We start from the raw sequence: 12,329 nt of genomic DNA, 5'->3' as shown, positions 1-12,329 counted from the left end.
CGGAGCGCCGTCCCCTGCGGGCGCGGCAAGACCAGGGCACCGGGCATCCCTGGCCGTGCACTGCCGCCCTGGCGGGACGGGCAGACTTCCGCGTTCATGGCGCCCGGCAAGCTGCGGCCGGCCAGCGATACAACGTGCACAGCCATAGGAGAATAGGCGGCGAATCGCGTGTGCACGAGCGGGATGTGGCGAATTTTCATCGGCCATCGGCCGGGCCGGAACGCTGCCGCGCGGTCACAAGCCTGACATCCATCCGCACCGATAATCGAACAGATTGACGCCGGCGAACCACGCAAGCCAACCGCGGCGCACCTCGGCCGGCGGGCCGGCAGCGTAGAATGACCCGCTGCCGCGGCGCCCCGCGGTCGCGGTCCTGCGCCCGTGCTCCGGGAAGCAGCGCATAAGAAGAACACAGACCTGGTTCCATCGTGAAGACATCCCCAGCCGCGCAAGGCGGCCAGCTGCCCGCGCGGCAAAGCGCCCCCGATGCCACCAACCGCGTGCTGCACGGCATCCTCCTGTTGACCTTCGCGTTCGCGCTCAGCCAGTTCTACCGCAGTTGCCTGGCGGTGATGGCGCCGGAACTCCAGCATGACTTCCGGCTGTCGGCGGCCGGCTTCGGCGCGCTGTCGTCGAGTTTCTTCATGGCCTTCGCGGCGGCGCAGATCCCGGTCGGCATCGCCTTCGACCGCTACGGCGTGGGCCGGCCCACGTCGCTGCTGCTGGCCATCGGCGCGGTGTCGTCGCTGCTGTTTACGCTGGCGCCCAACGGTGGCGTGGCCATGCTGGCGCAGGCCGGGCTCGGCCTGGCCTGCGCGCCGGTCTTCATGGGGCTGCTGCATTTCGCGTCCGAGCAGTTGTCCGAGCGCGACTACACGCGCGTGGTCAGCAAGTCCAACGCCACCGGCATGATCGGCGCGCTGTGCGCCACGGCGCCGCTGGGCTGGGCCTCGCAACTGCTGGGCTGGCGCGTGGCGATGGCGTTCGCGGCACTGTGCATGGCGATGGCCTGCTACGGCGTCTGGCGCTGCGTGCGCGACGAGGGCCATGCCGAGGCACGCCACACGCCGTGGCGCGCCATGCTGCTGCAGAGCGCCCGGCTGCTGGGCCTGGCGCCGCTGTGGACGCTGATCCCGATGTGCGTGGCGATGGCCGCCGGCACCGCCTTCCGCAATGCCTGGAGCGGGCCTTACCTGGCCAGCGTCTACGGCCTGCAGGCCGGCCCGCGCGGCGTGGCGCTGACGCTGCTGAGCCTGGCCGGCTTCGCCACGGCGTTCGTGCTGCCGGTGCTGGTGCGGCGCAGCTCGCTCAAGGCCACCATCGGCGGCTGGTCCTGCTTCTCGCTGCTGGGCGCGATCCTGCTGACCATGTGGCCGGACAGCAGCGTGGCCTCCGGCGTGGGCCTGATGGCGCTGCTGTCCACCATCGGCATGCTCCACCCGCTGGTCATGGCGCAGGGCCGCGGCCTGATCCCGCCGGCGGCGCGCGGGCGCGGCCTGGGCCTGCTCAATACCTTCGTCTTCCTCGGCTCGGCGCTGGCGTCGTGGGCCTTCGGCATGATCGCCAGCTTCGGCGACGCCGCGCGCTGGCCGGTCTCGCGCACCTACGCCGCCATCTTCCTGTCGGCGGGCGTGCTGGTGGCGGCCGCGGTGGTGCCCTACCTGTTCAGCCCCCCGGCGCAGAAAAGCTGACGCACAAGCGGGGCCCGAACGGCTATCCTCCATAGCGCGGCCGGCGCGGCGCCGGCCACACCAGGGGACTCCGCATGCAGATCGACTGGACGACGATCCGGAACGGCAATGCCGACGCGCTCGACGGCGCAACGGTCGAACTCGGCGGCTGGATAATCCCCCTCGATCCCGAGGCACAGGCCGCCGACTATTTCCTGCTGGCGGCCGAGCCGCCCTGTTGCGGCGGCTGCGTGCCGCGCGATCCGCGGGCCTGCGTCGAGGTCTACGCCGCCGGCCCGCTGGCCTTGCCGGCGCAGGCAGTCGGCCTGCGCGGCCGCCTGGTGCGCCTGCTGGACGATCCGGCGGGATGGCGCTACCAGTTGCGCGACGCGCAGCCGCTCGCCGCGCCCGCCGCCGGCACCATGAGCCGGCGCGTGTTCCTGGCCTCCGGCGCGGCGCTCGGCCTCGCGGCCTGCGCGCCAGGACGGTTCGCCGGTTACACCGAAGGGCAGGCCGATGCGGCCGGCAACGCGCAGCCGGCCAACGCGCCGGCCAGGTGGCAACCGGCCGCCGACGCGCTGACCATCGACATGCACAGCCACGCCGGCCGCGTGATCGTCTCGCGCGATCCGGCCATCGGCGCGCGCCGGCCGTTCCTGCCGCTGGCCGCGCCGATGCGCGCGGGCGGCATGAACGTGATCTGCCTGGCCATCGTCACCGACACCACGGTCACGCGCGTGTCGGCCAACCGCATGCGCTTCGAGGCCTGGCGCACGCCGCAGGAGGGCGAGCTCTACGCGCTGGGCCGCACCGAATTCGCGCGCGCGCACGAGCTGGTGGCGCGCGAGCGCATGCAGGTCGTCACCAGCGCGGCCACGCTGGCGGCGCAGGGCCACGCCGGCCCGTGCGCGATCATCGCGGCGGAGGGCGCCGATTTCCTGGAAGGCCGGCTGGAGCGCGTGGACGAGGCGCATGCGATGTACCAGTTGCGCCATCTGCAGCTGACGCACTACCGCGTCAACGAACTGGGCGACATCCAGACCGAGACGCCGGTGCACGGCGGCCTGACGGACTTCGGCGCCGCGGTGGTGCGGCGCTGCAATGCGCTGGGCATCGTGGTGGACGTGGCGCACGGCACCTACGACCTCGTCAAGCGCGCGGCGGCGGCGTCGAGCAAGCCGCTGGTGATCTCGCACACGGCGCTGGCCACGCACCCGGGCACGCGCAGCCGGCTGATCTCGCCGGACCATGCGCGCGCCATCGCCGGCACCGGCGGCGTGATCGGCGTGTGGCCGAGCGCGGGCACCTTCCACAGCCTGCAAGCGATGGCCGAAGGCGTCAAGCGCATGGCGGACGTGGTGGGCGTGGCGCACGTCGGCCTGGGCACCGACATGCTCGGCTTCATCTCGCCGCCGGTCTTCACCGGCTACGAGCAGCTGCCCTCGCTGGGCGACGCGCTGGTCGCCGCGGGCTTCACCCAGCAGGAAACGGGCATGATCCTGGGCGGCAACTACCGCCGCGTGTTCGAGGCCACGGTCGGCTAGGGCCCCGGCGGATGTGCTGGCCGGCGTCCCGATGCGTCGGGACGCCGGCCCCGCCTCACATCCCCTTGCGCCGGCGGTACTCCTGCCGGCCGACCAGGAAGGCGCCCAGCGCCACCATCAGCGCCAGCCCGTACCACGTGATGGCGTAGCCGAGGTGGCTGTTGTGGAAGGAGATCACGGTCAGCCCGCCGACCGGCCACGTGCGCTCGCCGTCCTGCTGGCGCGGCACGCTGCCTTCGGGGTCGGCCGCCGCGCCATTGACCGCGGGCGCGGCGCCGGCCGCCGCATCGGCGTCGATGAAATACGGCGCCACGTTCTGCAGGCCGCGCGCCGCGGCGATGGCGGGCACATCGCGGTTGTACCAGCGGTTGGCCGCCGGGTCGTTGTGGCGCAGGAAGGCGTCGCCGGGCTCGCTGATGCGCAGCAGGCCGGTGACGGTGGTCTCGCCGGGCGGGTCGTACTGGCTGCGGGTAGCGCGCTCGGCGCGCTCGGGCGGCACGAAGCCGCGGTTGACCAGCACCACGCTGCCGTCAGCCATGCGCAGCGGCGTGACCACCCAGAAGCCGCCGCCCAGGTCGGTCACGGCCTGGACCAGCGTCTCGCGGTCGTTGAGGAAGGTGCCGGACACGCGCACGTGCTTGTATTCGTCGCCGGCCACGCTGACCTGCGGCCATTGCGCGAGATCGGGCGCCGCCACCGGTGGCGCGTGCACGCGCGCGTTGACGCGCTCGATCAGGTCGAGCTTCCAGGCGCGGCGCTGGACCTGCCAGGTACCGAGCCCGACCAGGACGGAAAAGGCGAATGCCGCCAGGACGGCAAACACCACGAGAGCGCCGGTGCGGCGCGGGGAAGCGGACGGCTGGGCGCTCGCGGCGCCGGTGGCTGGCTGGGGCTGGGGGTGTCGAGTTGCGTTCAAGGTAGGTTCTTCGTGTCGTGCATAGCCGGCATCATATTCTGATCCAGGTGGAACATCACCCAGAGCGAGCCGCTCAGCGCGATCACGACGAGCACGATGGTGAAGATCAGGGCCAGCATGGTCCAGCCACCCTCGGACTTGAAGTTCATGTGCAGGAAGTAAATCATGTGCACGACGATCTGCACGGCGGCGCACGCCAGCAGCACCAGCGCCGTGGTCCGGGACTTGTCGAACACGTTGGCCATGACCAGCCAGAACGGCACCGCGGTCAGCAGCACGGCGAGCACGAAGCCGGTCATGTAGCCGCCGAAGGTGGCGTGGAACCCTTCGTCGTCATGGTGTCCGTGGCCGTCGTGGCCATCGTGGCCGTGCGCGCCGGCGCCGCCGGCCAGCGTATTGTCGTGCGCGTTCATGGCAGGACTCCCATCAGGTAGACGAAGGTGAACACGCCGATCCAGACCACGTCGAGAAAGTGCCAGAACATGGACAGGCACATCAGGCGGCGCTTGTTCTCGTGGATCAGCCCGTACTTGCCGACCTGCACCATCAGCGTGACCAGCCACACGATGCCCACGGTCACGTGCAGCCCGTGCGTGCCGACCAGCGTGAAGAACGACGACAGGAACGCGCTGCGCTGCGGCCCGGCGCCTTCGTGCACGAGGTGCGCGAATTCGTACATCTCGATGCCGAGGAAGGCCGCGCCCAGCACGCCGGTGATGGCCAGCCACCACTGCGTCTGGCTGGTGCGCGCCTTCTGCATTTCCAGCATGGCGAAGCCATACGTGATCGACGACAGCAGCAGGAAGGTGGTGTTGAGCGCCACCAGCGGCAGCTCGAACAGCTCCGCGCCGGTCGGGCCGCCGGCATAGCGCCGGCCCACCACGCCGTAGACGGCGAACAGGCTGGCGAAGATGAGGCAGTCGCTCATCAGGTAGAGCCAGAAGCCGAGCAGCGTGCCGTTCTGCGGGTGCACCTCGGTGGTTTCATAGAAGCGCAGCTGCGCCTCGCGCGGGGCCGCCTGCGCGCTCATGCTGTCCGGGCCGTAGGGGGTGGCGATATCAACCATGAGTGGCAAGCAGGCGCGAGCGCTCTGCCTCGGTACGGACGACGGTGTCGGCCGGGATGTAGTAGTCGCGCTTGTAGTTGAAGGTGTGGCCGATCGCCACCGCCAGCAGGGCGATGAACGCCAGCGCCACGATCAGCCACATGTGCCAGATCAGCGCGAAGCCCATCAGCGTGCTCAGCCCCGCGAGGATGATGCCGGCGCTGGTGTTCTTCGGCATGTGGATCGGGATGAAGCCCTGCTGCGGGCGCTGGTAGCCGAGCTGCTTCATCTGCCACCAGGCGTCGTTGTCGTGGATCAGCGGCGTGAAGGCGAAGTTGTACTGCGGCGGCGGCGAGGACGTGGACCACTCCAGCGTGCGGCCGTTCCACGGGTCGCCGGTGGTGTCGCGCAGTTCCTCGCGGCGGCGGAAGCTCACGAACAGCTGGATCAGGAAGCAGCCGATGCCGCAGGCGATCAGCAGCGCGCCGAACGCGGCGATCTGGAACCAGATCTGCAGCGAGGCATCCTGGAAATGGTTCATGCGCCGGGTCACGCCCATCAGGCCGAGCACGTACAGCGGCATGAAGGCGACGTAGAAGCCGACCAGCCAGAACCAGAACGAGCACCTGCCCCAGAACGGGTCGAGCTTGAAGCCGAACGCCTTGGGGAACCAGTAGCTGATGCCGGCCATCAGCCCGAACAGCACGCCGCCGATGATCACGTTGTGGAAGTGGGCGATCAGGAACAGGCTGTTGTGCAGCGAGAAGTCCGCCGGCGGCACCGCCAGCAGCACGCCGGTCATGCCGCCGATGACGAACGTCACCATGAAGCCGACCGTCCACAGCATCGGCACCTCGAAGCGGATGCGCCCGTGGTACATGGTGAACAGCCAGTTGAAGATCTTGGCCCCGGTCGGGATCGAGATGATCATGGTGGTGATGCCGAAGAACGAGTTGACGCTCGCGCCCGAGCCCATCGTGAAGAAGTGGTGCAGCCACACCAGGTACGACAGCACCGTGATCACCACCGTGGCGTACACCATCGACGCATAGCCGAACAGCCGCTTGCCGCAGAAGGTAGACACCACTTCGGAGAAGATGCCGAACGCGGGCAGCACCAGGATGTAGACCTCGGGGTGCCCCCAGATCCAGACCAGGTTGATGTACATCATGGCGTTGCCGCCGAGGTCCGCCGTGAAGAAGTTGGTGCCGACGTAGCGGTCCAGCGCCAGCAGCGCCAGCACCGCGGTGAGCACCGGGAACGCGGCGATGATCAGCACGTTGGTGCACAGCGAGGTCCAGGTGAAGATCGGCATCTTCATCAGCGTCATGCCGGGCGCGCGCATCTTGACGATCGTCACCAGCAGGTTGATGCCGGACAGCAGCGTGCCCAGCCCCGCCACCTGCAGCGACCAGATGTAGTAGTCCACGCCCACGTCGGGGCTCTGCAGGATGCCGGAGAGCGGCGGATAGGCCAGCCAGCCGGTGCGCGCGAACTCGCCGACGAACAGCGACATCATCACCAGCACCACGCCGCCCACCGTCATCCAGAAGCTGAAGTTGTTGAGGAAGGGAAAGGCCACGTCGCGCGCGCCGATCTGCAGCGGCACCACGAAGTTCATGAAGCCCGTGACCAGCGGCATGGCCACGAAGAAGATCATGATCACGCCGTGCGCGGTGAAGATCTGGTCGTAGTGGTGCGGCGGCAGGTAGCCGGCCGAATCGCCGAAGGCCACCGCCTGCTGCGCGCGCATCATGATGGCATCGGCGAAGCCGCGCAGCAGCATGACGATGCCGAGCACGATGTACATGATGCCGATCTTCTTGTGGTCGATGCTGGTGAACCATTCGCGCCACAGGTAGCCCCACGCGCGGAAGTAGGTCAGCACGCCGACCAGCGCCAGCCCGCCGACCGCCACCACGGCGAAGGTCGCCAGCAGGATGGGCTCGTGGTAGGGAATCGCCTCCCAGGTCAGGCGGCCGAATACCAGCTGGGTAAGATCGTGCTCGAGCATTGTCATCACCAGGGCCGCAGGGGCATTGTTGCAGGATTCTTTTTCGGCGCTCGCGTCATCGCGTCGGGCCGGGCCGCGTCAGCGCGGCAGGGCTTTGGCGGAACCGGAGCCGGTCGGGTCGCTCGCGGTGCAGATCTCGCCGAATGGCGCGCGGTCCCGCTGCAGCGAGGCCAGCGCATACTCGCCCTGCCCCGGCCCCAGCCGTACCGATGGCACCGGCTGCGCCCGCTGCGCCTGGCGCGTGGCCTGCCCGGTCATCGGCATCATGTCCTTGATGCACGGCTTGCCCGCTTCCACGCAGCGGTTGAGGATGGCGCCGTACAGCGCCGGGTCCACGCTGGCGTAGCGGCGCACCGGCTCGCGCTCGCTGGGCTGCTCGAGCCTGAGGTAGGTCTCGCGCGTGAGCGCGCCGCCGCCGGCCTTGGCCTGCCTGACCCAGCGCTCGAATTCCTCGTTGCTCACGCCGTGGAACTTGAAGTACATGCCGGAGAAGCCCGCGCCGCTGTAGTTGGCGGAGAAGCCTTCGTACACGCCGGGCGCGTTGATGATCGCATGGAGCTTGGTCTCCATGCCCGGCATGGCGTAGACCTGCCCGGCCAGCGCGGGGATGAAGAAGGAGTTCATCACGCTCGACGCGGTGAGCTTGAAGCGGATCGGATGGTCCACCGGCGCCACCAGTTCGTTGACGGTGGCGATGCCCTGGTCGGGATACAGGAAGAGCCACTTCCAGTCCAGCGCCACCACTTCCACGGTGAGCGGCTCGGTGCCGGTGGGCACGCCGCGCTCGGCGTCGATGCGCGACAGCGGCTGGTACGGGTCGAGCTTGTGCGTGCTGACCCAGGTGATCGCGCCGAGCGCGATGATGATGAGCAGCGGCGCGGACCAGATCACCAGTTCGAGCAGCGTGGAGTGGTCCCAGTCGGGCTCGTAGGTGGCGGCGCGGTTGGAGGCGCGGTAGCGCCAGGCGAACAGCAGTGTGAGGATGATCACCGGCACGATGATCAACAGCATCAGGCCGGTCGAGATGATGATTAGATCACGCTGCCTGACCGCGAGGTCGCCGGACGGGGCCATCAGCACGGCACTGCAACCCGTCAACAGCAAGGCAGCCGAAAGTAGGAATCCGCGCTTGACGTAGCGGGATGGCACTATCCGTGTACGCAAATGCATAGCCGTCCAAGTGATCGTTGGAACGCCGGTGGGCTGGCATGGGCAACATCATACTTCGAGAATCAAGCTTTCCGACACTGCATATTTTCCTATGGCACTGTAGTCAAAGAAGTGCCATTCTTAAAGGAGTGTGGCACTACGACAAGGCCTGATGATGTCCAGCATCGCTCACCAGCACGACCCGTCGTCAGCACCCTCGGCCCAGGAGGCCGCGCACCATGCCAGGGTCGCGCCGGGCGAGATCGCCACCGGCGTGGTCATCGGCCGGGCCTCCGAATACTTCGATTTCTTCGTCTACGGCATCGCCTCGGTGCTGGTCTTCCCGGCGGTGTTCTTCCCGTTCGCCGGGCGCGTGGAAGGCCTGCTGCTGTCCTTCACGGTCTTCTCCTTCGCCTTCATCGCGCGCCCGTTCGGCACCACGCTGTTCATGGTGATCCAGCGGCGCTGGGGGCGCGGCATCAAGCTCACCGCGGCGCTGTTCGCGCTCGGCACGGCCACCGCCGGCATCGCCTTCCTGCCGGGCTACGACACGCTCGGGCGCGAGTCCATCATCCTGCTGGCGTGCTTCCGCGTGCTGCAGGGCATCGGCTTCGGCGGCTCGTGGGACGGCCTGCCTTCGCTGCTGGCGCTCAACGCGCCACCGCAGCGGCGCGGCTGGTATTCGATGCTGGGGCAGCTCGGCGCGCCGATCGGCTTCTTCATCGCGGGCTCGCTGTTCCTGTTCCTGCGCACCAGCCTCGACATCGAGGAATTTCTCGAATGGGGCTGGCGCTATCCGTTCTACGTGGCCTTCGCCATCAACGTGGTGGCGCTGTTCGCGCGGCTGCGGCTGGTGGTGACGCAGGAGTACACGCAACTGCTGGACGAAGGCGAGCTGGAGCCGATCAGCCCCATCGTGATCGCGCGCGACCAGGGCTACAACCTGTTCCTCGGCGCGTTCGCGGCGCTGGCCAGCTATGCGCTGTTCCACCTCGTCACGGTGTTCCCGCTGTCGTGGGTGGCGGTGCACGGCACGCAGGACGTGAGCGACGTGCTGGTGGTGCAGATCATCGGCGCCGGCGTCGCCGTGCTCGGCACCATCGCCTCGGGCGTGATCGCGGACCGCATCGGCCGGCGCACCACGCTCGGCCTGATGGCCACGCTGATCGCCATCTTCAGCCTGTTCGCGCCGTTCCTGATGGGCGGCAGCGCGGCGCGGCAGGACCTGTTCATCCTGATCGGCTTCGGGCTGCTGGGCCTGTCCTACGGACAGGCCGCGGGCGCCGTCACCTCGAACTTCGAGAGCCGCTACCGCTATACCGGCGCGGCGCTGACCTCCGACTTCGCATGGCTGTTCGGCGCGGCCTTCGCGCCGCTGGTGGCACTGGGGCTGTCGGTCGAGTTCGGGCTGGTGGCGGTGAGCGTCTATCTTCTGTCCGGCGCCGCCTGCACGCTGCTGGCGCTGGGCATCAACCGCACGCTGGCCTCGCGCGACTGACGCGGCCCCGCGCGGCGCGGGCCGCGCATGTCCTGCCCGCTTCGCCGCATGGCCGGCTCCGGCGGGAAGACGCGCCCGGGCGGCTATCATATGGCTCGCAAAACCGCTGCCTCCGGGCCCGCGCGCATCCGCCGCGCGGCCCGCAGCCGCCTCACCGAGCAACGCCACTCATGGACACCACCCCCGATCTCTCCGCACGCCCCGCCATCCGCGCCCTGACCCAGCTCGAGGCGCGCGTGCTGGCCGTGCTGCTGGAAAAGCAGCACACCGTGCCCGACACCTATCCGCTCTCGCTCAACGCGCTCACCGCCGGCTGCAACCAGAAGACCGCGCGCGCGCCAGTGATGAACGCCACCGAAGACGAAGTGCTCACCGCCATCGACGGCCTCAAGCGCCTGAGCCTGGCGATGGAAGGCAGCAGCAGCCGCGTGCCGCGCTTCGAGCAGAACATGAAGCGCGTGCTGGGCGTGCCCAGCCAGTCCGCCGCGCTGCTCGCCATCCTGATGCTGCGCGGCCCGCAGACCGCGGCCGAGCTGCGCCTGAACAGCGCGCGCCTGCATGCGTTCGCCGACATCTCCTCGGTCGAGGTCTTCCTCGACGAACTCGCCGCCGCCGAGCCGCCGCGCGTGGTCAAGCTGCCGCGCGCGCCCGGCGGGCGCGAGCACCGCTGGATGCATCTGCTGTGCGGCGAGGTCAGCGTGGACGACGCGCCCGCGCAAGGCAACGGCGAGGACACCGTGCCGCCCTCCGAGTTCGAAGCGATGAAAGCCGCGCAGCGGGAACTGGAGGAAAAGGTCGCGCGCCTGCAGGCCATGCTCGAGCAGATGGCCGGCGAGCTCGGCATCCGCCTCGACACCGGCGGACTCTGACGCCGGGCCGGCCGCGACGCGCCGGCCGATGGCAAGCCGGCGCGATGCTGCCCGCGCAGCCGCCCGCAGCCTACAATGTATTGGTCATGTCCTGGCCCGCGCGGCGCGCCGCCATGTCAATACATTTGCACTCGCCGCGGGAATTTGTGCCGTGGAAGTTGCCTGCGCCCCTGCCGCGGCACGCCGGGGATGCGGTGCTTGCGCAACACACGCGCCATCCTGCCGCCAGACGAAGTAGACTAGGAGCCGCTGCGCTCCGCCGGCATTTCGCTGTCACAATTGTCACGATACTGCCCCGCGGAGCCGGACATAATCTGGCGACCAGAAACGTGGAGGATCCCGACGATGCGCGTGACGATTCGCACCATTACGATTCCGGGAGGCAAGGGCCGCGCGGCCCTGCACAAGGCAGCCGTATACATGACCACCGAGCAGGAAGCCGCGCCGCTGATGACCAGCGAGTGGACCCAGCGCGAGCCGGAAGCATTCATGGCCGCCCAGACCTGGGCCAGGCGCAATACCTATATCGTGTCGAACCCCCGCACCGGCACGTTCTACGGCAGTCCCGCCGGCCGCTAGCCCGGCGCCTCGCGCCGGCACGCTTGCCGGCGGCGCCCGCCTGACGTACCCTGCCCTGCCCCGGGGCATGCCGCCCCGCCACCAGGAACGTCGTCATGCCAGGGCCCAAACCCGCCAGCTCGCTGGTCTATTCCACGGAACACGGCCGCATGTGCCCCGGCTGCGGCAACCCCGCCGCGGCCTGCGCCTGCGGCAAGGCGCAGCCGGCCGCGCAAGGCGACGGCATCGTGCGGGTATCGCGGGAAACCAAGGGCCGCAAGGGCAAGGGCGTGACGCTGGTGCGCGGCGTGGCACTGGCGCCGCTGGCGCTGGCCCAGCTCGGCAAGGAACTCAAGGCGGCCTGCGGCTCGGGCGGCACCGTCAAGGACGGCGTGATCGAGATCCAAGGCGACCACTGCGACGCCGTGATCGAGAAGCTGCGCCAGCGCGGCATGACGGTCAAGCGCGCGGGCGGCTGAGCCCGCCGCGGGATTACCTGGTGCGCTGCTGGTAGCGGATGGTGCCGTCCGGGCGGCGCTGCGGCACCACCGGGTTGCGCGAGTTGCATACGGGGCAACGGAACAGCAGGCCCTGGCCTTCATCCTTGATCGTCACATCCGCCTCTTCCCAGCGCATGCGGCACGATTGGTTCTGGCAAGTAAAAGACATCTTCATTCTCCGAGATAGGCGCGGATCGTAGCATGGCCGCGCGGTGCGCCGCAGTGGCATGCCGTGGCCCGCGCCGGCATGACGGCCCCGCGCACGCGCCGATGCCGTGACGGCACGCGCGCGGCCAGCCCTTGCATTTGTTGACATTGCCTGCGCGCGGCGCGCCTAGAATCCAGCGCTATTCACCACAGGCACGCCGATGCGATCCGAACGAACCAAGCTGCTTGGCTATATCGCGCTATGCATGGTGGCGTTCGCGCTGCTCACCGTGCTGTGCGTCACCTTGCAGGAAGACAACGAACAGCGCGCCGCGCGCAAGATCCGGCAGATGGACAGCCGCGCGGCCGCGCAGGCAGCGCCCGGGCAGGAGCCGAGCAGCACGCACGCGGCGCGCTGA

Annotated in this window: 13 protein-coding genes; 7 read left to right on the top strand and 6 right to left on the bottom strand. The window is 69.1% G+C overall.

Annotated elements, in window-relative coordinates:
- Positions 1–461 precede the first annotated feature (461 nt).
- A complete protein-coding gene (locus KF708C_RS13415; RefSeq protein ID WP_059412295.1) occupies positions 462–1,691 on the top strand; it encodes an MFS transporter in 1,230 nt (409 codons plus the stop codon).
- A 74-nt stretch (positions 1,692–1,765) separates the two neighbouring features.
- The gene (locus KF708C_RS13410) at positions 1,766–3,214 is read left to right on the top strand and encodes a dipeptidase (protein WP_059412140.1); all 1,449 of its coding nucleotides are present in this window, start codon (positions 1,766–1,768) and stop codon (positions 3,212–3,214) included.
- 55 nt (positions 3,215–3,269) lie between these two features.
- On the opposite strand, the gene KF708C_RS13405 is transcribed toward KF708C_RS13410, so the two are convergent.
- From KF708C_RS13405 to cyoA, 5 genes are all read right to left on the bottom strand, one after another.
- Entirely contained in the window at positions 3,270–4,130 is an 861-nt protein-coding gene (locus KF708C_RS13405) for an SURF1 family protein (RefSeq protein ID WP_059412136.1), read from the bottom strand.
- The gene (gene cyoD / locus KF708C_RS13400) at positions 4,127–4,543 is read right to left on the bottom strand and encodes a cytochrome o ubiquinol oxidase subunit IV (protein WP_020204666.1); all 417 of its coding nucleotides are present in this window, start codon (positions 4,541–4,543) and stop codon (positions 4,127–4,129) included. The genes KF708C_RS13405 and cyoD overlap by 4 nt, the downstream gene beginning before the upstream one ends.
- The gene (gene cyoC, locus KF708C_RS13395; protein ID WP_155888182.1) at positions 4,540–5,160 is read right to left on the bottom strand and encodes a cytochrome o ubiquinol oxidase subunit III; all 621 of its coding nucleotides are present in this window, start codon (positions 5,158–5,160) and stop codon (positions 4,540–4,542) included. Before cyoC ends, cyoD begins: the two co-directional genes overlap by 4 nt.
- A 28-nt stretch (positions 5,161–5,188) precedes the next feature.
- The gene (cyoB, locus tag KF708C_RS13390) at positions 5,189–7,189 is read right to left on the bottom strand and encodes a cytochrome o ubiquinol oxidase subunit I (RefSeq protein ID WP_059412134.1); all 2,001 of its coding nucleotides are present in this window, start codon (positions 7,187–7,189) and stop codon (positions 5,189–5,191) included.
- A 78-nt stretch (positions 7,190–7,267) separates the two neighbouring features.
- Complete coding sequence (gene cyoA, locus KF708C_RS13385) at positions 7,268–8,263, bottom strand: ubiquinol oxidase subunit II (protein ID WP_370552815.1); 996 nt, start codon at positions 8,261–8,263, stop codon at positions 7,268–7,270.
- 250 nt (positions 8,264–8,513) lie between these two features.
- Between cyoA and KF708C_RS13380 the strand changes: the two genes are divergently transcribed.
- From KF708C_RS13380 to KF708C_RS13365, 4 genes are all read left to right on the top strand, one after another.
- Positions 8,514–9,836, top strand: coding sequence for an MFS transporter (locus tag KF708C_RS13380; RefSeq protein WP_029043946.1), 1,323 nt, complete (start codon positions 8,514–8,516; stop codon positions 9,834–9,836).
- Between the two features lie 170 nt (positions 9,837–10,006).
- Complete coding sequence (locus tag KF708C_RS13375) at positions 10,007–10,705, top strand: YceH family protein (protein ID WP_059412127.1); 699 nt, start codon at positions 10,007–10,009, stop codon at positions 10,703–10,705.
- Positions 10,706–11,050: 345 nt separating this feature from the next.
- On the top strand, positions 11,051–11,284 hold the full coding sequence (locus tag KF708C_RS13370) for a hypothetical protein (protein ID WP_020423871.1): 234 nt from the start codon (positions 11,051–11,053) through the stop codon (positions 11,282–11,284).
- A gap of 95 nt (positions 11,285–11,379) precedes the next feature.
- Entirely contained in the window at positions 11,380–11,742 is a 363-nt protein-coding gene (locus tag KF708C_RS13365) for a translation initiation factor Sui1 (protein WP_020204674.1), read from the top strand.
- Positions 11,743–11,755: 13 nt separating this feature from the next.
- Here the strand turns inward: KF708C_RS13365 and KF708C_RS36400 are convergent, their stop codons facing one another.
- A complete protein-coding gene (locus KF708C_RS36400) occupies positions 11,756–11,932 on the bottom strand; it encodes a hypothetical protein (RefSeq protein ID WP_196812910.1) in 177 nt (58 codons plus the stop codon).
- A 199-nt stretch (positions 11,933–12,131) separates the two neighbouring features.
- On the opposite strand from KF708C_RS36400, the gene KF708C_RS13355 reads away from it, so the two are divergent.
- The gene (locus KF708C_RS13355) at positions 12,132–12,329 is read left to right on the top strand and encodes a hypothetical protein (RefSeq protein ID WP_020204676.1); all 198 of its coding nucleotides are present in this window, start codon (positions 12,132–12,134) and stop codon (positions 12,327–12,329) included.

The organism is Cupriavidus basilensis (genome assembly GCF_000876015.1).
Lineage (GTDB): Bacteria > Pseudomonadota > Gammaproteobacteria > Burkholderiales > Burkholderiaceae > Cupriavidus > Cupriavidus basilensis_B.
The sequence above is the reverse complement of the archived record's forward strand: the minus strand, read 5'-3'. Positions and strand labels throughout refer to the sequence as shown.

What these genes read in the sequence shown, in the direction of transcription:
- cyoC (WP_155888182.1), bottom strand. Translation starts at nt 5,160, where the DNA reads ATGAGCGCGCAGGCGGCCCCGCGCGAGGCGCAGCTGCGCTTCTATGAA.
- KF708C_RS13370 (WP_020423871.1), top strand. Translation starts at nt 11,051, where the DNA reads ATGCGCGTGACGATTCGCACCATTACGATTCCGGGAGGCAAGGGCCGC.
- KF708C_RS36400 (WP_196812910.1), bottom strand. Translation starts at nt 11,932, where the DNA reads ATGTCTTTTACTTGCCAGAACCAATCGTGCCGCATGCGCTGGGAAGAG.
- KF708C_RS13355 (WP_020204676.1), top strand. Translation starts at nt 12,132, where the DNA reads ATGCGATCCGAACGAACCAAGCTGCTTGGCTATATCGCGCTATGCATG.
- KF708C_RS13380 (WP_029043946.1), top strand. Translation starts at nt 8,514, where the DNA reads ATGTCCAGCATCGCTCACCAGCACGACCCGTCGTCAGCACCCTCGGCC.
- cyoB (WP_059412134.1), bottom strand. Translation starts at nt 7,189, where the DNA reads ATGCTCGAGCACGATCTTACCCAGCTGGTATTCGGCCGCCTGACCTGG.
- cyoA (WP_370552815.1), bottom strand. Translation starts at nt 8,263, where the DNA reads ATGGCCCCGTCCGGCGACCTCGCGGTCAGGCAGCGTGATCTAATCATC.
- KF708C_RS13410 (WP_059412140.1), top strand. Translation starts at nt 1,766, where the DNA reads ATGCAGATCGACTGGACGACGATCCGGAACGGCAATGCCGACGCGCTC.
- KF708C_RS13375 (WP_059412127.1), top strand. Translation starts at nt 10,007, where the DNA reads ATGGACACCACCCCCGATCTCTCCGCACGCCCCGCCATCCGCGCCCTG.
- KF708C_RS13365 (WP_020204674.1), top strand. Translation starts at nt 11,380, where the DNA reads ATGCCAGGGCCCAAACCCGCCAGCTCGCTGGTCTATTCCACGGAACAC.
- cyoD (WP_020204666.1), bottom strand. Translation starts at nt 4,543, where the DNA reads ATGAACGCGCACGACAATACGCTGGCCGGCGGCGCCGGCGCGCACGGC.